This is a genomic window from Maribacter sp. 1_MG-2023 (assembly GCF_030547005.1).
Lineage (GTDB): Bacteria > Bacteroidota > Bacteroidia > Flavobacteriales > Flavobacteriaceae > Maribacter.
In genome coordinates, this window is the sequence record NZ_JAUOPN010000005.1 from 16,282 (window position 1) to 37,500 (window position 21,219).

The 21,219-nt window shown below is 35.3% G+C and carries 18 protein-coding genes and 1 pseudogene; 10 read left to right on the forward strand and 9 right to left on the reverse strand.

Features of this window, described 5'->3' with window-relative positions; translation table 11 throughout:
• Positions 1–3: 3 nt before the first annotated feature.
• Positions 4–351: a YciI family protein gene (locus tag Q4500_RS07350; protein WP_299318479.1), complete on the reverse strand. Its 348-nt coding sequence runs from the start codon at positions 349–351 to the stop codon at positions 4–6.
• Positions 352–590: 239 nt separating this feature from the next.
• Here Q4500_RS07350 and Q4500_RS07355 point away from each other — a divergent pair, with 239 nt between their 5' ends.
• Positions 591–1,640 carry a ferredoxin--NADP reductase gene (locus tag Q4500_RS07355; protein WP_303599047.1) on the forward strand — a complete coding sequence of 350 codons (1,050 nt, stop codon included), beginning with the start codon at positions 591–593 and terminating at the stop codon, positions 1,638–1,640.
• Between the two features lie 125 nt (positions 1,641–1,765).
• On the opposite strand, the gene Q4500_RS07360 is transcribed toward Q4500_RS07355, so the two are convergent.
• Both Q4500_RS07360 and Q4500_RS07365 read right to left on the reverse strand, forming a co-directional pair.
• The gene (locus Q4500_RS07360; protein ID WP_303599048.1) at positions 1,766–2,536 is read right to left on the reverse strand and encodes a patatin-like phospholipase family protein; all 771 of its coding nucleotides are present in this window, start codon (positions 2,534–2,536) and stop codon (positions 1,766–1,768) included.
• Between the two features lie 78 nt (positions 2,537–2,614).
• Complete coding sequence (locus Q4500_RS07365) at positions 2,615–4,129, reverse strand: Do family serine endopeptidase (RefSeq protein WP_303599049.1); 1,515 nt, start codon at positions 4,127–4,129, stop codon at positions 2,615–2,617.
• Between the two features lie 374 nt (positions 4,130–4,503).
• Here Q4500_RS07365 and Q4500_RS07370 point away from each other — a divergent pair, with 374 nt between their 5' ends.
• The 8 genes and pseudogenes from Q4500_RS07370 (at position 4,504) to Q4500_RS07405 (ending at position 14,615) form a co-directional block, all read left to right on the forward strand.
• Positions 4,504–5,193 carry a DUF2064 domain-containing protein gene (locus Q4500_RS07370; RefSeq protein WP_303599050.1) on the forward strand — a complete coding sequence of 230 codons (690 nt, stop codon included), beginning with the start codon at positions 4,504–4,506 and terminating at the stop codon, positions 5,191–5,193.
• 52 nt (positions 5,194–5,245) lie between these two features.
• Positions 5,246–8,449, forward strand: coding sequence for a SusC/RagA family TonB-linked outer membrane protein (locus Q4500_RS07375; RefSeq protein ID WP_303599051.1), 3,204 nt, complete (start codon positions 5,246–5,248; stop codon positions 8,447–8,449).
• Between the two features lie 9 nt (positions 8,450–8,458).
• A complete protein-coding gene (locus tag Q4500_RS07380) occupies positions 8,459–9,883 on the forward strand; it encodes a SusD/RagB family nutrient-binding outer membrane lipoprotein (protein ID WP_303599052.1) in 1,425 nt (474 codons plus the stop codon).
• 44 nt (positions 9,884–9,927) lie between these two features.
• A complete protein-coding gene (locus Q4500_RS07385; RefSeq protein WP_303599053.1) occupies positions 9,928–11,268 on the forward strand; it encodes a sodium:solute symporter in 1,341 nt (446 codons plus the stop codon).
• Positions 11,253–11,882: pseudogene (locus Q4500_RS07390) on the forward strand (metallophosphoesterase); the annotation flags it as partial. The gene Q4500_RS07385 and the pseudogene Q4500_RS07390, both read left to right, overlap by 16 nt.
• A 240-nt stretch (positions 11,883–12,122) precedes the next feature.
• The gene (locus tag Q4500_RS07395) at positions 12,123–12,458 is read left to right on the forward strand and encodes an arsenosugar biosynthesis-associated peroxidase-like protein (protein WP_081819435.1); all 336 of its coding nucleotides are present in this window, start codon (positions 12,123–12,125) and stop codon (positions 12,456–12,458) included.
• A 211-nt stretch (positions 12,459–12,669) separates the two neighbouring features.
• On the forward strand, positions 12,670–13,725 hold the full coding sequence (arsS, locus tag Q4500_RS07400; RefSeq protein WP_303599054.1) for an arsenosugar biosynthesis radical SAM (seleno)protein ArsS: 1,056 nt from the start codon (positions 12,670–12,672) through the stop codon (positions 13,723–13,725).
• 272 nt (positions 13,726–13,997) lie between these two features.
• A complete protein-coding gene (locus Q4500_RS07405) occupies positions 13,998–14,615 on the forward strand; it encodes a TetR/AcrR family transcriptional regulator (RefSeq protein ID WP_299318443.1) in 618 nt (205 codons plus the stop codon).
• Here the strand turns inward: Q4500_RS07405 and Q4500_RS07410 are convergent.
• Genes Q4500_RS07410 through Q4500_RS07420 form a run of 3 tightly spaced genes read right to left on the reverse strand, consistent with a single transcriptional unit; the run spans position 14,612 to position 17,223 of the window.
• Complete coding sequence (locus Q4500_RS07410; protein ID WP_368389734.1) at positions 14,612–15,664, reverse strand: glycosyltransferase family 9 protein; 1,053 nt, start codon at positions 15,662–15,664, stop codon at positions 14,612–14,614. The genes Q4500_RS07405 and Q4500_RS07410 overlap by 4 nt on opposite strands.
• Entirely contained in the window at positions 15,651–16,253 is a 603-nt protein-coding gene (locus Q4500_RS07415) for a DUF4254 domain-containing protein (RefSeq protein ID WP_303599055.1), read from the reverse strand. Before Q4500_RS07415 ends, Q4500_RS07410 begins: the two co-directional genes overlap by 14 nt.
• Before the next feature lie 40 nt (positions 16,254–16,293).
• Positions 16,294–17,223, reverse strand: a complete 930-nt coding sequence (locus tag Q4500_RS07420; protein WP_303599056.1) for a DUF6427 family protein — start codon at positions 17,221–17,223, stop codon at positions 16,294–16,296.
• Positions 17,224–17,263: 40 nt separating this feature from the next.
• Between Q4500_RS07420 and Q4500_RS07425 the strand changes: the two genes are divergently transcribed.
• On the forward strand, positions 17,264–17,485 hold the full coding sequence (locus Q4500_RS07425) for a uracil phosphoribosyltransferase (protein WP_299318433.1): 222 nt from the start codon (positions 17,264–17,266) through the stop codon (positions 17,483–17,485).
• A 58-nt stretch (positions 17,486–17,543) separates the two neighbouring features.
• On the opposite strand, the gene purD is transcribed toward Q4500_RS07425, so the two are convergent.
• Genes purD through Q4500_RS07440 form a run of 3 tightly spaced genes read right to left on the reverse strand, consistent with a single transcriptional unit; the run spans position 17,544 to position 21,150 of the window.
• Entirely contained in the window at positions 17,544–18,815 is a 1,272-nt protein-coding gene (gene purD / locus Q4500_RS07430; RefSeq protein WP_303599057.1) for a phosphoribosylamine--glycine ligase, read from the reverse strand.
• Positions 18,816–18,857: 42 nt separating this feature from the next.
• The gene (locus Q4500_RS07435; protein WP_303599058.1) at positions 18,858–19,835 is read right to left on the reverse strand and encodes a UDP-glucuronic acid decarboxylase family protein; all 978 of its coding nucleotides are present in this window, start codon (positions 19,833–19,835) and stop codon (positions 18,858–18,860) included.
• Between the two features lie 7 nt (positions 19,836–19,842).
• Positions 19,843–21,150 carry an exopolysaccharide biosynthesis polyprenyl glycosylphosphotransferase gene (locus Q4500_RS07440; protein ID WP_368389735.1) on the reverse strand — a complete coding sequence of 436 codons (1,308 nt, stop codon included), beginning with the start codon at positions 21,148–21,150 and terminating at the stop codon, positions 19,843–19,845.
• Positions 21,151–21,219 lie beyond the last annotated feature (69 nt).

Below are 21,219 nucleotides of genomic sequence, written 5' to 3' on the forward strand. Positions count from 1 at the left end.
ATCTTACTGCTCAAATACCATTACTTCTCTAATTTCAACGGTACCGTTCAAATCATAATCTGGATAATCTTCAGCAATCTTAACCACAGCATCGGCATTTTCCGCTTGTACAATGTAATACCCTCCAATCAACTCTTTACCCTCTATTAAAGGAGCATCGGTTACGGTACGCTTCGGACCAGAAACTCTTTTTACATGTGGAACTAAAGCGTCACCACCTTTTACAATACCTTGAGCCATCATTTTTTCATTCCAAGCAAACCATTTCCCCATTCGTTCTTGTAATTGCTCTTGGGATAAACCTAATTCTTGGTAATCTGCACCAATAAAAATCATCATAAAATCTTTCATAATTTAACTGTTTTAGTTTTTACATAGAACTCGTTCTAAGTTCATATTGTTTACCCCATGACGTTACCGAAATCAAATTAGGGACAATTTTTAGAATAATTTTTTCAAAAAGATAATTTAAGCATTTTTTAAACTGAAACATCACGACAAAACATAGAGAATTATACTTTTTTGACAAATGTCATATTTTATCGCAAAAGCATGCTTAATTTTGTAAATCGATTTAAAGAAACCAACATATGTCGCATTTTCACCCATTAACGGTAAAACATATCAAGAAATTAACGCCAACATCTGTTGCCGTTACATTTTCAATTCCGAAAGAATTGGCACAGGCTTTCGCCTTTACCGCAGGTCAGTATATCACCATAAAAAAAGAAATTAAAGGTAAAGAACTTAGAAGAGCATATTCTATTAGTTCATCTACCGAAAAAGATGGAATCACCATTGGTATAAAAAAGGTAGATAATGGGGGATTCTCTAACTACGCCAACTCAGAATTAAAAGTAGGTGATACATTAGAGGTTATGGAACCAGAAGGTCGTTTCGTATTCAAAACTACCAAAGAAGTACAGAATATAGCGGCTTTTGCTGCGGGTAGTGGTATTACCCCTATTATGAGTATTGTAAAGTCTGTTTTAGACAGTAACCCAAAGAACAAATTCGTTTTGGTTTACGGAAACAAATCTTACGAAGAGACGATGTTTTATACTGATTTGGTGAAACTAGAACTAGAATATGCCAATCGGTTTTTTGTATACTTCACTAACAGTCAAACTCGCGAAGACAAGGCTTTATTTGGTAGAATTGATACCTCAACTGTAAACTATGCATTATTAAATAAGCATAAGGATGTTGGTTTTGATGGCTACTATTTATGCGGACCAGAAGAGATGATTCGTTTAGTTCAAGATACTTTGATAGAGAATGAAGTTGAAAAGGATAAAATCCATTTTGAACTTTTTACTCCTACTGAAATAAAAGAAGAATTACCTGTACAGGCAGATGGTCAAACTTCGGTTACCGTTCTTGTTGATGATGAAGAATTTCAGTTTACCATGGATAAAAAGACGGTTATTCTTGACGCCGTTTTAAAGGAAAATATAGATGCCCCGTATTCTTGCCAAGGCGGAGTATGTAGTAGTTGTATTGCCAAGGTAACGGAAGGAAAAGCAGAAATGGTCATGAACCAGATTCTGACCGATAAAGAAATCGCAGACGGATTTATTTTAACCTGTCAGGCTCATGCTACTACCCCTACTATTAAGGTAGATTATGATGATGTTTAGTTAAGTACTAAATAAACTTTATAAAAACCTCATTGCGAACGTTGTGAAACAATCTGTTTAATAGTTGTTACTATCTGTGAGATTGTTTCGTACATCGCAATGAGGTTTTTTTTATCTAATAACTATTATGGAAACATAGTTTCAAATTTTCTCACTGCAGTCTCATACCCAATTGCATAGGCTTTTTCGATACCTCTTCGATCAAGTAAACCGATATGTTCCAATTCTTGCGATTCGAGGATAAGATGGCAATTATTAATTTTTTGTCGGTTAATAGCGTAAATCATCAACCCAGTTACTCTGCCTGTTAATTGAAATGAATTGTTCAAATGCTTCTTTTCTAATTTAGAAACTACCGAAACATTACTGCCAATTACATATTCTACTCTAGATAAAACCGGCTCTGAAGGAAAATTATTCATTATTCCGCCATCGGCATATAATTCACCATTGTACTCCACCGGACTAAAAACAGGAGGTAATGCTGCAGATGCTAATAAGGGCTTTATTAACTCACCTTTGTCTATAAAAAGCTCTTCGCCTTTTTGCAAATTGGTGGCAACCACGTGAAGCTCTCTATTTAAAGCCTCAAAACTATCATCTGGAAAATATTGTTTGAAAGAAGATATGTAACTCTCGCTGTTCAATAAACCTGGTTTAGCGACCGCAAAGTAATTATATTTAAAAAGCGGAGTTTCCTTAAAAAACTTGAGCATATCTACAACTGGTTTATCGGCTGCATACAATGCACCTACCAAAGCACCAATACTGCTTCCGGATACAACGTTGGCCTCTAGACCAAACTCTTGCATTGCCTTAATTACCCCTATATGTGCCATACCTCTTATGCCCCCACCGGAAAGCACTAAACCTACGGACTTAGAACCTATTTGCATCTATCTAGAATTAATTTCAAAAAAAATGCCGAGCAAATATTATTATTCGCTCGGCATAAAATTAAACATTAATGTGGACTATGAATCCAATCCGAAGGCATAATAATTTTTAGTGCCATCTTCATAAATTCCTTCTAACATTACTCCGCCATTTTTATTCTCTAAAATAGCAGCAACGTCATCAACATCCTTTATTCGTTTACCATCAATATGCGTGATTATAAACCCTGCTCTCATTTGAGTTTCTTTCTTAATCTTACCAGGGTATAATTTGGTAACCTGAACACCGCCATCTAAACCAAACTTCTTAGCAACTTCTTTATTTACGTTCTCAAAATCAGCTCCGAGCAGATTAAAAACCTCTTTCTCTTCTTTTTTAATAATATCGGTACCGCCTTGAGAATTATGAAGCTCTACTTCTAATTCTTTTTCTTTACCGTTTCTATTTACAATAATGGCAACCTTATCGCCAGGTCTTTTACCAGCAATAATTTCTTGAAGCCTTGGTGAAGTTCCTGTTTCTTTACCATTTACGCTAACGATAATATCGCCAGATTCCATACCTGCCAAATCTGCGCCACTATCTTCACCAACTTGTTCTACCCATACCCCTTTGGTAAAGTCAACATTTTTCTCTTTCGCTAAGTTACTGTCCATAGTTCTGATAGAAACTCCTAACATACCACGTTGCACGTTACCGAATTTCAGTAAATCTTCGACTACTTTGGTAACGATGTTGCTAGGTACCGCAAATCCGTATCCTGTATATGTACCTGTTGTACTTGCTATGGCAGTGTTAATACCCACAAGGTTACCATCTAAATTCACTAAAGCACCACCACTGTTACCTGGGTTGATAGCAGCATCTGTCTGTATAAAGCTTTCTACCGCAAACTTATCTGTATTAATATGAATGCTTCTTGCCTTAGCACTTACGATACCCGCAGTAACCGTAGAATTCAACCCTAACGGATTACCAACTGCCAATACCCACTCACCGACTTCTACATCATCAGAATTTACCAATGACATCGTTTTTAGATTATCGGCTTTAATCTGTAAAAGCGCCAAATCTGTCGTTGGATCGGTACCAATAACCGTCGCTTTATACGATTGGTTATTATATAAGGTAACCTCAACCTCATCGGCATTATCAATAACATGATTATTGGTAACGATATATCCTTGGTCGTTAATAATTACTCCCGATCCCGTACCCACTCTAGGTCTTGACTGCGCACCGTTTGGAGATTGCCCTTTAAACATATCACCAAAAAACTCTTTAAAAGGATCTGGCAATTCGCGTGCACCTTGGCTTTGATTCGATGACCCCGTTTGGGTAGATTTAATATGCACTACGGCATCTAAAACTTTTTCAGAAGTTTCCGTAAAATCTAAAGGTTTAATATTTCCGTCGTTATCTCTAGTGTATAAAGCTTGTGCACCAGGTACAGATTCTACGACTGTTACACCAGTAGATTCTTTCATCTCCTGTTTGTTAAAATGTAGTACTCCGTAACTAACTGCAAGAGCAATAACTGCTGAGAAGAAGTAAACCTTCCAAGCGCTTCTGGTATTTGTGTCTGATTTCATATGTATTTAAATTTTTATAATTCTTCTGATGTCCTAATCGCAATAGCTATGCCATGCATATTGCTGTCAATGCTAAAAAAAAATTAAAACTGATTGAAATTTTAAGGCTTTTTTTAGACTAACCAGTCTGTAACCTTAAAATTTTGTCAAAATCACGACTAAAAACAAGTTATTAAACTGATTTATGAGCATGTTTATAGTCCAATATATAAGATAGGATACTAAATAGCGAGCATAAAACCGACCAAGTGGTCTAAAACTGTCATTTTGACTTAAAGTAAAGTATTTCGTATGTTTTAATTTAACTATTATGCATACTTAAAAAACCTTTGCTATATTTTTACGTAAGTTTAACAACGAGAAATAACATATAATTGAATTCACTGAGTACTACTGCAATTCTGGTTTTTGCCAATTCCGCTAAAGAAGATTTAGCGAACAAGCACATTGCTAAAGGCGAACAGTTATTTGATCTTTTAACTCAAACTACACTCAAGAAAGCAAAAAACACAGGTTTACCTGTTTTTCACTTTTCAGACAAAGATCAAGTTGGTGCTACTTTTGGTGAGCGTTTTACCAATGCCATTGCCAACGTTTTTGAAAGAGGCTTTTCTAACATTATTACCATTGGTAATGACACTCCGCATTTAAATACACAGCATCTTAAGCATACTGCCCACCAATTGGCAATTGGTAAGACTGTAATTGGTCCTTCAAATGATGGTGGTTTCTATTTGTTAGGTCTACAAAAATCTAACTTTCAGGTTGCAGAATTTCAAAATTTACCATGGCAGCGCTTCAGCTTATACCACCAAATTTCATTGTGGTTACAAGAAGAGTCGTCTGAATTAATAAAATTACCTGTTCTACAAGATTTGGATAACGAAAGAGATTTAAAATCTATACTATCGTTTTCTTCTGGTCTATCATCAACCATATTATTGTTGATTATCGGTTTATTAGAAATAAACAGAAGTCTATACTACACTAAACAGAACTTCTCTAAACTATTACCCAACAGCTTTCTTTATAACAAAGGCTCCCCTGAAGTATCATTTATCTAATTCCCTCTTTGCCCAATAGTTGGGCAAATACAACTTCAGTTTAAAGCTTTTTATGAGACACTTAATATTAGTGTTGACACTGTTTATGATAAACATGGTCAATGCTCAAGAAACTATAACAGGTATCGTAACAGATACCGATGGAAATACGATACCATACGTAAACATTCTACTGTCAGGCACCGTAACTGGATCGACCACTAATGAAAATGGTTTTTATACTATTGATATACCTAACCTCGCAGGCGCTATTGAATTTTCAGTTTTAGGATATGAAACTCAAATAGTCTCCATTAACAATCGAAGTACTATAAATATCACCTTGGCAGATTCATCTGAAGTTTTAGACGAAGTCGTATTAACTGCATTAGGGTTGAAACGAGAAACCAAAGAATTAGGTTATGTAGTTCAAAGTTTAGACGCCAAAGGAGTTACGGAAGTAAAATCAGTGAACTTTCTAGACAACCTCTCTGGTAAACTGGCAGGTGTAACTATTAACCAAGGTGCTACTGGTGTTGGTTCTTCATCAAAAATTACTATTCGTGGTGAAGCTTCTTTCTCTAATAACAATCCGTTGTTTATTGTAGATGGAGTGCCTATTAATAACAACTCGGTTTTCAACTTTACCAATGAAGCAGCAGCAGGATTTCAAGAAATCGATTTTGGAAATGGCGCTATGGATGTGAATCCTGATGATATTGCAGAAGTATCTGTATTAAAAGGACCAAGTGCGGCAGCGCTTTACGGCACAAGAGCATCTAACGGTGTTATCATTATTGAAACCAAAAGCGGTAAAAATTCGAAAGGATTGGGAGTTAGTTACAATACCAGCTTTTTTGTGGATTCAGCTTTTCAATTGCCCGATTTTCAAAATGAATACGGTCAAGGTAATTCTGGGGAATTTGCTTTTGTAGACGGATTAGGTGGTGGAACAAATGACTTAATCACCTACAGCTGGGGACCACGCTTAGATGTTGGCAATTTAATCCCGCAATATGATAGTCCCGTGACATTGGCAGACGGAACAATTGTTCGTGGTGGTGATACTGCTCTTTACAATGGCAATGCGATAACACCAACGGAGTTTAAATCGAATCCTGATAACTTGAAGGATTTCTATGAAACCGGAACAACGTTAATTAATAACATCGCTATTTCTAACGGATTTGAAAAAGGTAACTATCGTCTTTCGTTTACGGATTTGAGAAGTGAATCTATAATACCGGGAGTTAATTTAAACCGACAAACCGTAAGTGCACGTTTGAATTTTCATCCTATTGATAAATTACGCATCAATTCATCTATAAGTTATATAAATTCAAATAGTGACAACAGACCTTCTAATGGGTATGGTTCTGAAAATGCCAACTATTCTTTAGTCGCTTGGGGTCCGCGTTCTTTAAACATTGAAAATTTAAAAAACTACTGGCAACCAGGTTTAGAAGGCATACAACAGTATTCATATAACTATACCTTTTTCGATAATCCGTATTTTATTCTTAATGAAAATACCAACTCTTTCAATAGAGATCGTGTTTTTGGAAACATCTCAGCCAGCTATGATATTACAGCGCACATAACGGCATCTATACGAACAGGAATGGATTATTCAAGTGAATTACGCCAATTAAAAAGGGCTTATAGTTCTAATCGTTTCTCTAATGGTGCTTATGCCGAGCATGATGTTTTCTATAGAGAAGTGAATACCGATTTTCTATTAAATTATTCAAATCAATTCAATGACTTTAAAGTTGATGTATCACTTGGCGGAAATCGTTTAGATCAAAAGGCATTCACCTCACAAGCGCAAACCACAAGCTTAGCACAACCGGGTATTTTTAGATTATCGAATGCTGCTTCACCAATTGAAGTTTTTGAGTTCGATTCGAATAAAAGAATAAACAGTTTTTACGGTTTAGCAAAATTCGGATATAAAGACTTTCTTTTCTTAGATGTCACAGGCAGAAACGATTGGTCTAGTGCCTTGGCTACTCCGTTTTCGGTAGATAATACCTCATTCTTTTATCCATCGGTATCTAGTAGTTTTATATTATCTCAAGTGGTTGCTTTACCTAAAGCAATTTCATTTGCAAAACTAAGGGCAAGTTGGGCACAGGTTGGTAACGATACAAATCCGTATCAGACTACAGGTGCTTTTGTAGCGCAGACACCGTTTAATGGTCAACCTACTTTCAGTAATTCAAACACGATTGCAAATGCAAATCTACAACCAGAACTAACCTCTTCATTTGAAGTAGGTGCAGATGTACGATTGTTTGGCGATCAGGTTCGGTTCGATGTTTCTTATTATAATGCTTTGACCAAAGATCAAATCATTTCTTTGCCTATAGGTATCTCCTCCGGTTATACACAGCAAGTAGTTAATGGTGGTGAAGTTCGTTCTAAAGGAGTAGAGATTATTTTGGGCATATCGCCAGTAATAAGTCAGAATTTAAAATGGAATAGCACTTTAAATTTTAGTACTAATAAATCTACGGTAGAAAGTTTACCACAAGACGAAGGACGATTAACACTGGCATATTCTAGAATCTACGATAGTCAAAACCAAACGGTATTTTTACAGGCAGAAGAAGGCGGTCGCGTTGGTGACCTATACGGAACAGGATATCTTAAAAATGATAATGGCGATTTTATTCTTACGGATGAAGGCAGATACATACCAGATAATGAACTTCAAAAATTGGGTAATTACAATCCTGATTTTATGTTGGGTTTCAATAACCAGTTCAATTATAAAAACTGGAATATGGGTTTCCTTTTCGATTGGCGCCAAGGCGGAATCATAGTTTCTAGAACAAGGGCTTTAGGTAATGTTGGTGGTCAATTAGCTGAAACAGCTTTTAGACCCGAAGGTGGTATTGTTCCCGAAGGCGTTCTGAATACAGGTACTGCAGATAATACTGTTTATTCACAGAACACTGTGGCAGTTTCGGCAGAAAGTTACTACCGTCAGTTTTATGATAGAAACCATGAAGAAAACAACACCTATGACGCTTCCTTTTTAAAGTTGCGTCAATTATCTGTTGGCTATACGTTTGACAATCTTAGTGTACTTAACCAAGATGCAACCCTGAGTTTATCTCTTATCGGAAAGAACTTGTTCGCCATTACGGAGAATCCACATTTTGACCCAGAGCAGCTAGCGGTACAAGGACAAGGATTTATAAGTGGTGTTGAAGATATGTCATACGCCACCACAAGAAGCATAGGTTTCAAAGCCGGATTTAATTTTTAAGAAAAAAAGATGAAACATATATATAGCATTCTAATCTTATTATTGGTCGTTGGCTGCACAAAAGATTTTGAAGAAATTAATACGAATACCAATGATCCTGTAGCGGTACAACCTAGTCTATTGTTAAGACAGGTTATCTATGATTTTGGTGAACAAATGTCATATGAAGGTTTTACTGCAGGCAATCTGTTAGGTCAATATAGTACAGCTCTCGATTTCAACTTATTCGATCGTCATGATTTGAAATCTCCACAATTAGGTGGAAATCCGTGGCCTATATTCTATCAAAATCTAAGGGACAATGAAATCATATTGAATTTATCTCAAGAAAATACTGCCTTTGCGGTATATGAGGGTCCCGCAAGAATTATGAAAGCATATATGGCGGCAGGTTTAACAGATTTATTTGGTGACGTTCCTTATTCTGAAGCATTCAAAGGTGATACAGAAACCGTCACTCCCGTTTACGATTCTCAAGAATCTATTTATATGGATGAAGGTGGCATATTTGATAATCTCGATAAAGGTATTGCTGCGCTTGAGAGCTACACAGGTACAATTGCCTTAGAAGGTGATATTTTATTTAATGGCGATTTGGATGGATGGATCCGTTTAGCAAATTCATTGAAGATTAAATATCTAATGCGTGTTTCAGGTAAAATAGATGTTGCGTCTCAATTACAGACAATAGTTACTAATGGTAATTTCATTGATGATAACAGCGAAAATGCGATTTTCAATTTTACCGATGGTGAGCCAAACAATTTCAGATTAGCACGATTGAGAATAGGTGATTTCAACAACTACGTGCTATCAGAAACTATGGACGAAATCTTGACCGGTTTAAATGACCCACGTATTAGCCGAATGTATAAACCATTTGCAAATAGTACTGATGGCGGTTACAACGGATTATTAAATGGGATTGATGCCTCTGCCGGAGTCTCGTTAGCTGATTATTCCTTATTAGGGACGATTTTTAGAGAAAATACAGGGCTTTTAGACGCCAATTTCATGACCAGTATGGAAACTCATTTATTGTTAGCAGAAGCCGCCCAAAAAGGGTTGATTACTGCCGATGCTGAAAGTCTTTATAATACGGGAATAACCCAAGCATTTGAATATTGGCAAGTATCGCTTCCTGCTGATTATTTAACGGTTGATGCTTCTTTAAGCAATGGCAATCCTATAGAAAATATCATCACTCAAAAATGGATTGCAAATAGTATAAACGGTTATGAAGGTTGGGTTGAATATAGAAGAACAGGTTTTCCGCAATTGAAAACAATTTCCGCTAGTTTGAACAATAATTTAATTCCGATTCGCATGCCATATCCTTCAGAAGAAGAAGCTTTAAATAATGCCAATTATACCGAAGCTTCAAACAATACGGAAGGCAATAGTATAAATGTACCTGTTTGGTGGGATGAGTAACAGAGTTAGGAGTTAGGAGTTAGGAGTTAGGTAAGAACAAAAAAATGACTGAAGTAAAAATTTGGCAATGGGGATTAATAATAACATCAAGTTTGGTGTTGTTTTTCCTTTCCCCATGGGCAAAAGACACTAACCAGTTTTTTAAGGCAGTCCAGAAAAAGAAAGCACCCAATACTTTTATGTTAATGGGTAGCTTGATCATCTCTTGGATTTTTGCAAAGAGTATTACAAATGCCGCTAATTTAGGTTTGGACTTCGGCATTGTTGGTGGAGTGGCGTATGCTGGATATTATTTATCCTTTGCAGTTGCGGGTATCGTCATTTATAAAATGAGGCTACATGGTAAATACACCAGTATTCATCATTTCCTTTCCTCCAAATTTGGTAAGGCAGCAGTAAATATTTTTTCCATTTTAATAGCATTTCGTTTATTCAATGAAGTCTGGAGTAACACTATGGTTATTGGTTCTTACTTTGGTGATATGGGTACGAGCCCATATTATTGGTCCATTTTAGTATTTACCGGACTAACATTGGCTTATGTACTCAAAGGAGGCATGAGCAGTTCAATTTTTACCGATGTTGTCCAAATGGGGCTATTCTCTATACTATTAGCGGTAATATTGTTCACTATTTTTGGAAAGGATAATGCAATCACCACTACCGAAGTGGTTAACTCTGGAATATGGTCTTTTGAAACAGGGCTTAATTTACTATTCGCTGCATTGCTACAATCCTTTAGTTATCCCTTTCATGACCCGGTGTTAACCGATAGAGGATTTATCAGTAGTCCGAAAGTAACATTGAAGAGTTTTTTATGGGCAAGTGTACTAGGTGCTATCTGTATCATCTTATTTAGTATTATCGGAGTATATGCACAATTTCAAGGTATGCACGGTCAGGCTGCAGTACAAGTTGGTAAAGCATTTGGAACCGTAATATTATTAGTCATCAATTTCATCATGATCACCTCTGCTGCATCTACATTAGATTCTACTTTTTCATCATTTTCAAAACTATTAGCTCTCGACTTAAACTTAGGAAACACTTTAAAATTCGGTCGTTGGTCTATGGTTGCTATTGCAGTGCTAGGTACAATTCCTGTTTTTTTAGATGCAGAGATATTATCTGCTACGACGATTAGTGGAACTATGGTGATAGGGCTTACTCCTGTATTCCTTTTTTGGAAGGATAAAGCACCTAAAATCAGTTTTCACCTAAGCGTATTTATAGGATTGCTATTTGGGTTCCTTTTAATTTTTAAATGGTTTCCAGATAATTTGATTTTCACCACCGGCAAGTATGCCGATTTACTTTGGATTAATTTTTGGGGCATTTTATGTTGCCTATTCGTTTATATAATACCTACATGGATAAAGAAATAAAACATATTGGTGCCAAGAACGGAAAGCTGTTACTTTTTGGTGGCGTGTACAGTAATCTTCAGGCTTTACAGCAATTGATTTCGATAGCTGAAGAAGCAGGAATTCAACCTGAGAATTGTATTAGCACCGGAGATCTTACCGGGTATTGTGCACAACCAGAAGAAACCGTACAACTGTTTCAAACATGGGGTGCATTAAGCATTGCAGGTAATGTAGAGCTACAATTGGCTAGCGATAGCGAAGACTGTGGATGCGATTTCAAAAGTGGTAGCCGTTGTGATGATTTTTCAAAAATGTGGTTTCCGTATACTAAGGGACATTTATCTCAACAGTCTTTAGGTTGGATGAAGGAAATACCAGAGTACATCAGTTTCGATTATGGTAGTAAGAAAGTAACCGTAGTCCATGGAAACTATGGAAATACTTCTGAATTCGTATTCAAGTCAAATGCCACAGAAAGTAAAGTACGCTGTTTTAATGAGACTAAAAGTGATATCATCATAGCAGGTCATTGCGGTCTACCATTTCATCAATCTATCAAAGATCAGCTATGGCTTAATCCTGGAGTAATTGGAATGCCCGCAAATGATGGCACAACTAGAGTTTGGTATATGCTTTTAGATGTTCTTGATGGCGAAGTATCCTACACACATCAATCATTTGAATACGATGCCGAAACCGCACAAAAATTAATGTATAAAAATCACTTGCCCGAAGCCTATGGCGATACACTTACCTCTGGCATTTGGGACAACATGGAAATTCTCCCTGAAATAGAAAAAATGGGACAGGGAATTCCAATTCACTTTAACCAAGATCAAAAAGATTCAATAAAACCTAAAACACAAAAAAAGATGGCAAATACGTATTACGACCCAGCAGATTTAAGAAAATTTGGAAAAATTACTGAGTGGAGCGAAGAGCTAGGAACAAAATTTTTCGATTATTATGGTAAGGTTTTCGAAGAAGGCGCACTAAGTGCTAGAGAAAAGTCCCTAATTGCTTTAGCTGTCTCTCATGTAGTTAAGTGTCCGTATTGCATTGATGCGTATACCAAAGACGGATTGCAAAAAGGAATTACGAAAGAAGAAATGATGGAAGCCGTTCATGTTGGTGCTGCCATTGAAAGCGGTGCAACATTGGTACATGGTGTACAGATGATGAATAAGTATAATAAATTGTCCATGTAAATTTCGTTGTTGGTTATTCGTTGATGGTTGTTGGTAGCAGCCTCTTTAATAATCAATACATTGAAATTAAAGCTAGTTTAAAAAATATTGCAAATGGAATATTCATTATGAATATTCACGGTTAAGAATAAGAAATTAATTGTTGTCTTGTTAAAGTTTGAAGCATTTACAAAATGCCAACAACGAACAACGAACAACGAACAACTAAAAAATGGCTACAAAATCATTAAAAGCGACAGGAAACGATTTAGCAGTTTCCAATAAGCAATTAGAAATATTAAGCGGAGGAATCTTTGCTGATGGCGAACTTCCTTATTTTAAAGATAAAATTGCCGAAATAGGACGTTTTCCATTACGACCTAAAAAATTGGAAATCTTGCAAATCAATGTAGGTTACATGTGTAATCAAGTTTGTGAACATTGCCACGTAGATGCTGGTCCAGATCGCAAAGAAATCATGACGCGTGAAACCATGCACCAATGCCTAGAGGTCATTAAAAATACGGGAGCTCACACATTGGATTTAACTGGTGGAGCACCAGAAATGAATCCTGATTTTGAGTGGTTCGTAGAAGAAGCGGCTAAAGCTGGAATTAAAGATTTTATTGTTCGTTCTAACCTTACTATAATTAGAGCTAATAAAAAATATTATCACTTACCAGATTTCTTTAAGAAACATAATGTGCACGTTATTTCTTCAATGCCACACTACACACGTGGTAAAACAGATAAGCAAAGAGGGGACGGTGTTTTTGATAAGTCGATCAAGGCATTGCAAGAATTAAACGAAAGAGGCTACGGTATGCCAGGTAGCGATTTAAGGCTAGATTTAGTCTATAATCCATCAGGTGCATATTTACCAGGTGATCAAGCAGCGATGGAAAAAGATTTCAAAAAAGCTTTAAAAGAGGATTTTGATATTCAGTTTCATAGTCTTTTTGCCATTACAAATTTACCCATTGCACGTTTCTTAGACTACTTAATAGCATCTGAGAATTATGAAGATTATATGTATGCTCTAGTAGAAGCTTATAACCCCTCTGCAGTAGAAAATGTTATGTGTACCAATACGATATCTATTAGTTGGGATGGATGGTTATACGATTGTGATTTTAACCAAATGCTAGACCTAAAAGTAGCTAGCAAGGTGAAGCATATTAAGGACTATAATGAAGATTTGTTAAACGATAGAAACATTATCATATCACAGCATTGTTATGGTTGTACAGCAGGTGCCGGTAGTAGTTGCCAGGGTACTGTTGCTTAATACAATTTAGGATGAAATTAAAGAACCGTTTGATGATTTAAATTGAGCAGTTTTTTGTTTTAAACGAACTCATTCTACTATAAACCAACCAAATAAATCACGTACAGAACTGACCACTTAGTTTGTTTAGCAGTGTAAAAAGGATGTCATACACCGATAAAATGTACGTTTATCGAAAAAAAATGCATCTAATCTATAAATCCTGAGGTTGTTTGACAATCTAGCGTTCTATAAAAAGACCACATGGTCGGATTTACCCAAATCTACATATTATGAACAAGAGCCTTAAGCGCATGGCAACCATGCAACGTTTACAGAACACCGGATTAGAATTGTTTTATGCCCAAGGGTATTACGATACTAGTATAGATGATATTTTAAAAAAACTAGACCTTTCTAAAGGTGCTTTTTATTATCACTTCGAATCTAAAGAAGATTTTTTTATACAAATTATAGAAAATCTTCTTGCACGTAAAATATACAGCACATTAATAGAACCTATTGAGGGTCATGATAATCCATTAACACTTATTACAAAATGTTTCGACGATGCTTTGGAAACCGCAGTTCATAATGAAATGGATTATGGTTGTGTTCTAAGTAATTTTTTGGCCGAATTCAATGGTAAGAATGATGTTGTTATGCGTCATCTAAATGAGATTGTTACTGTATGGGAGGTAAATCTAGTAACTGCTCTACAAAAAGGAAAATTTAATGGCTATTTAGACCGCCATGCAGATTGTGAAGCTGCAGCTACTTTTATAATGAGTTCTTATTTCGGAGTAAGAATTTTAATGACAAGTGCAGCTCCTTCTTCTAAAAAATATCGATTTATGTCTCAGATACGTCAATACTTTAAAAGTATAGAAGCTAAGCCCGTAAATTCTTAAACCGAAACACTTAAAATTTCACTGATTTTCTGAACGATTGTTTCAGGTAATATTGTTTCCATTACATTATCATAACCATCGGGATATTTATTACCATAAATGGAAGTGGGTATAGCAGGATATTTTTTTTTGTCGGATAAAAGGGCATGATGCTTAGGCTGATTAAAAGGCGAAAAACCTGCATACGGATGCGTAACGCCCCATATTGTAACGGTTGGCACACCAAACATTGCAGCTAAATGGGCATTCCCACTATCCATCGCTAACATTAACTGAAGATTAGATATTAAGCTCAATTCGTCTGAAAATGACAATTTACCTGCTGCATTTGAGCAATTGTTAAATTGAGATTCCCATTTTGCTAAAACCTCAATTTCCTTTTTCCCTCCTCCAAATAAAACTATTGAATATTTATTGGATGCGTTCAGGTCACTTAAAACTTTCTCCATCAATGGTAATGGATACATTTTTCCGCTAAAAGCCGCAAACGGGGCAATACCAATAAGCATCTTTCCTTCAAAATCGATTAAGGTTTTTGCCGATTCAGGAATTGGTCTTTTAGATAAGGTTTCCATCTCAGTTATAGCAATAGGATACCCAAGCTTACCAAAGACCTCAGAATAGCGCTCAAAAGTAGTTGATATAGGAATAAATGAAGTTCGTTCGGGGTTTACCAAAGCTTTCTTCGCTGCCCTGCCTTTATCCATTTGAATAAAAGGAATTGTAGATAGCTTAAAAAATTGTTTTAAAATAGAACTACGTAAAACATTATGCAAATCTGCAACTGCATCAATCTGTAACCCCTTTAATTCTTTGTATAATTTCCAAAGTCCTAAAAAGCCTTTATGTCTTCCTTTTACATCAGCTTTAAAAACTGAGACATTTAGTATATTTTCAAATATAGGTGCTGTAAATCCTTTTGTTAAAACCGTAATCTTTACCTGAGGATATTTTTTTAAAACCCCTAAAAGCACCGGGACAGTCATAGCGACATCTCCCATAGCGGAAAGTCGTATTACCAGTATGTGATTCGTTTTATTTGTTACCACGAAGGATGGGGTTTAGTTCCTCATCATTATACATTTTCATTTGCTTGTATACCTTCATATACTTGGTACCACTTTCAATATCTGCAAGTAGTTGGTCTATAGCTACAAAAAGGTCGTTTTTCTGTTCAAGCAAGATTTCGAGTTTAACTTGGCATTTTTCTCTATGCTCTAAAGAAGCATCTGCTCTAGTAGCCTCTTCATTCATATGATAAATTTTCAGCGCTAAAATAGACAGGCGATCAATTGCCCAAGCAGGGCTCTCCGTATTAATAGTAGCATCCGCCTTAACTTCTACCGATTGGTATTTATTAAGAAAATAACTATCAATGAACTCCACCAAGTCAGTTCTGTCTTGATTACTAGCATCAATTTTACGTTTTAAAACCAAGGCGTCGTCTGGATTTATATCAGGATTTCTAATAATATCCTCATAATGCCATTGAACGGTATCAATCCAGTTTTTGCGATATAGCAAATGCTCTATATCCTCTTTCGAATAAGGATTATGAAAACTTTGATACACATCATCTGCTATGTGATATTTTTCAATACTGGTATTAAAGATATTAAATGCGAATTCGCTAAACATATGAACTGTTTTTAACAAAGATAAAGTTTAAAGCATAAACCTAAAGTTTCACAACAAAAACTATGATGGGTATTAAAATACTAGAAACAAGAATTAATTCTAGAAACTTGGGTTTCTTAATAGATTCAAGATAGTTGACGATGAAAATTACCGAAGGAAAAAAGGTAATCATCACGGCATTGTTATTTTCAGAAGTAACTAGCACGTTAACAACCAACCCTATTACAAACGAAAATGCAATAAGTCTCATTACAATTACTTTACCTACACCCGACTTACTCAAATGAACAAAAGCAGAAAAAGCAAGAGCCATATTGAACAAGGCATATAATGTCATTTTTAAGCTAGTCCACCATTTAATGGGGAATATAGCGTCATAGTTAATTGCAAAATCATAATGCTCTAGAATAAAATTAGGTTTGTCAAGCAATACTAATATACCGTATAGTATCATAAAAAAGCAGAAGCCAACCGATATGATTACCAACCAGTTTCGTATGTTTTTTGGCTCATAAATATATATTGCTGCAAAAACCAAAAGCAAATAAAGCAAAGCCCATTCATAAAAAACACTTGATATGCAGATCCAGAGTGAGGCGTCAAAAATTTTAAGTTTAATATTCTTTAGAGATTTAATACTTAGCAATCGCCTCATCGCGAGCAATAAGAAAAAACTGGTGAAAATGGCATTATTATCACCTAGCGTCTCAGGGAAAACCACAAAAAGCAGGGTGAAAAACAAAATTGCAAAAGAATTTGTACTCGTAAGTTTGTTACGTTTAACAACAAAGTCAACAATAAAGACACTGAATAATAAAATGGTCAAAATACCCATTGACGGGGCAATTTCTACATTGCTCATCGATAAATCAAAGAGGTAAAATTGGACTGACCAGTAGAAAAGAAACAAAAAAACCAGAAGAATGATGAAATTCACCGGTTTTGTTTTCTCAAAAATGCTTGAAATCATCTAAGCTTTTTATATTTTTGCTGGTAAATATAGTAATAAGATGAAATCATTTTTTGAAGGTATCGCAGATTTGTTCGTAAATGTACTATTTGCACCGTTAGATTTTTTACGTTTTGCAGATAGCTGGGCTTTGGCAAATATCTTAAACTGGGTATTTATGCTAATAGGTTCTGTAGCATTTGTGTATTGGATGCTTCAATTGAAGAAATATAATGATAACGGTGAAGAGGATAAGTCGAGTACTTCTCACTCTTACTTATAATATCAAATTTAATCAGTTATCAATTTTTAAAGACTAAAAACTGATAACTGATTATTTATTAAAGATCGAAACCTAGATCTTTTCTATAATTCATTCCTTCGAAGGAAAGTTTTTCTACATTTTTATACGATTGCGCAAGTGCCGATTTAAAATCAGTACCAAAAGAAGTAATGGCCATTACTCTACCACCGTTAGTAACTACTTTACCATCTTTAAGCGTAGTACCAGCGTGAAATACCAAAGATTCGCTAATAGCATCTATACCAGAAATTTCTTTTCCTTTCTCGTAAGAACCAGGATACCCACCGGATACTGTCATAACAGTTGTTGCTGTTCTTTCATCTAGCTTTAAATCAATCTCTGATAGTTTTTGCCCAGCAACCGCATTTAACAATTCTACCATATCGTTTTGAATACGTGGTAAAACTACTTCAGTTTCTGGGTCACCCATTCTAACGTTATATTCAATAACCTTAGGATCATCGCCAACTTTTATAAGTCCAATAAAAATAAAACCTTTATAAGGCATATTATCCTTTTTAAGCCCTTCTACGGTAGGTTTTACAATTCGCTGCTCAATCTTATCCATAAAGGTCTTACTTGCGAAAGGAACCGGTGAAATAGCTCCCATACCGCCAGTATTGAGTCCGGTATCACCCTCACCTATTCTTTTGTAATCTTTTGCGGTTGGTAGCAATTTATAACTATCACCATCGGTTAGCACAAAAACACTTAATTCAATACCATCAAGAAACTCTTCAATAACTACAGTTGCACTTGCAGCACCAAACTTTTGATCAACCAACATAGATTTTAATTCTACCTTGGCGTCGTTTAAGTCATTGAGAATAACTACCCCTTTACCAGCAGCCAATCCGTCAGCTTTTAAAACGAACGGAGGATTTAATTCTTCCAAAAATTTAAATCCGTCTTCGACCGTTTCAGCTGTAAAACTTTTATACTGAGCGGTAGGAATTTCATGACGCATCATAAACTCTTTCGCAAACTCTTTACTACCTTCTAAAGTAGCCGCCAATTTTTCCGGACCGATAACTGCAACATTTTTCAACTGAGCATCTTCTAAAAAGAAATCATGAATTCCATTTACCAAAGGATCTTCTGGACCAACCATAACCAGTTCAATGTTCTCCTTTAAAACCAATTCCTTAATAGCTCCAAAATCATTTACACCAATTGGTACATTAGTGGCAATTTTCTCAGTACCTGCATTTCCCGGTGCTACAAATAGTTTTGATAGTTTATTACTTTGTGCCAATTTCCAAGCAAAAGTATGCTCACGACCACCTGATCCTAAAATTAAAATGTTCATTTTTTCAATTTTTGCAAAATTACTTTTTGCTTTTATATAACCTTATTTAGTAGAGAAATCTCTATGCTCTTTCTTTTGTAAGTCTTCTGAAGACAAGGATTTAAAATAATCGTATACGATTTTTAAACCTTCGGCTCTGTGTACCTTTGGTTCCCAGCCCAAAATTTCTTTTGCTTTGGTAATATCTGGCTGACGTTGGGTAGGATCATCTTGCGGTAGCGGTTTGTAAATTACCTTTTGTTTGGTTCCTGTTAAAGCAATAATCTCTTCTGCGAATTCCTTAATAGTAGTTTCATGCGGATTACCAATATTAACAGGATCTGTATAATCACTAAATAACAAACGGTATATACCTTCTACTTGATCATCAATATAACAGAATGATCTACTTTGAGAGCCATCTCCAAAAACGGTTAAATCTTCTCCACGTAACGCTTGACCCATAAATGCAGGAACAACTCTACCATCATTTAAACGCATTCTAGACCCATAGGTATTAAATATGCGAACGATACGTGTATCTAGTCCGTGATGTCTATGATAAGCCATTGTAATAGATTCCATGAAGCGCTTAGCTTCATCATAAACTCCACGTGGACCTATAGGGCTAACATTACCATAATACTCCTCATTTTGAGGATGAACTAAAGGGTCTCCATAAACTTCTGAAGTCGATGCCACCAAAATTCTAGCATCTTTTTCTTTTGCAAGACCAAGTAAATTAAGAGTACCCAATGATCCTACTTTTAAAGTTTCAATCGGAATCTTCAAATAATCAATGGGACTTGCGGGTGATGCAAAGTGCAAAATATAATCCAACTTTCCTTCCAAGTGAACAAATGTCGAAACATCGTGGTGATGAAACTCAAAATGCTCCAATGCAAATAAGTGAGCAATATTTTTTAAATCTCCTGTAATGAGATTGTCCATTCCTATAACATGGAAGCCTTCAGCAATAAAACGGTCGCACAAGTGAGAACCCAAAAAACCTGCAGCACCTGTAATTAATATTTTTTTCATAATAATTCTAGTAGGCTTTTTCTTCTCCTTTAAATAAATTGGTTACCGTCTGAATAATAATACCTAAATCCAATAACAGAGACCAATTTTCTAGATAGAAAATATCATATTTAACTCTATTGATTATATCAGTATCTGCCTCTATCTCTCCTCTAAACCCACTTACTTGAGCCAAGCCAGTTATACCAGGATTAACACTGTGTCTCAACATATACCTATTAGCTTTCTTCATATAAACTTCAGAAAGAGAAACCATGTGTGGTCTTGGTCCAACAACAGACATCTGCCCAAAGAATACGTTATAAAATTGGGGCATTTCGTCTAAACTAGTTTTTCTAATAAATTTTCCTATTTTGGTAACTCGCATATCGTTCTTTGTAACATGCAGAGCATCATTACCACGGTTAACTGCCATCGATCGATATTTAAAGCAGTAAAACTCTTTGTTATCCAATCCATGCCTTTTTTGCAAGAACAAAGTTGGCCCTTTAGATTCTAACTTGATTAAAATAGCCATTAATGGTGTTAACCAAGACAAAACAAGCAATATAACTACTGAAGAAAAAACGATATCAAACGCTCTCTTGATAAACGCATTTATAGGATCATGTAATGCGATTTTACGTAAAGATAAAATTGGAATATAGTCGTAATACTCGTATTTCAGGTTTCTAGCAAAAATATCTTTATTATCAGGAATAAACTTTAATGTTCTTAAGTTGTTTTCTGCAAAGTCAACAAGGTGCGTTATTTGATCATTAGTTAATTCTGCTACAGAAAAATAAATTTCATCAATATTGTTTTCTACAACGTACTCCATACATTTCATTAAAGAAAAGTTTTTATCTCTAACAGAGAATGTTTCTTTAAAATTTAAACCATAATCCAATTTTGTTTGAAAAATTTTTATAAGCTGTCTAGTTTTTGCATTGTCTCCAATTACAATAACGCTTCTACCATTTCCCTTTAACAATACCCTGAATTTTTTTAATAGGAAAAAAACTAAACATTTAAAGGAAAAGACCACACATGTTACATAAACGACATAATTAGCTAATGCTAATCTACCAACATCAGGTTGTTTAAAAAATCCCATATATGCATATAAGACTATTATGAACAGGAGTATTTGCCTTATTAATAGTGAGAATAGTTGAATTAACCTAGCTTGTCTTTCTACCTCATAAAAACCATTTTTCAAAGAAATTATGGTCCAAGCAATCGACACGTAACCTATAAACAAATAATAATTAACTAATTGAATTTCAAACAAAAAAACACCACAAATAAGTATAGTCAAATCAATTAACCCCATTAAAGGCCTTAATAATTTCGACCACCTTCCATTTCTATATTTCACTTGAGATTATTTATTAATTATAAA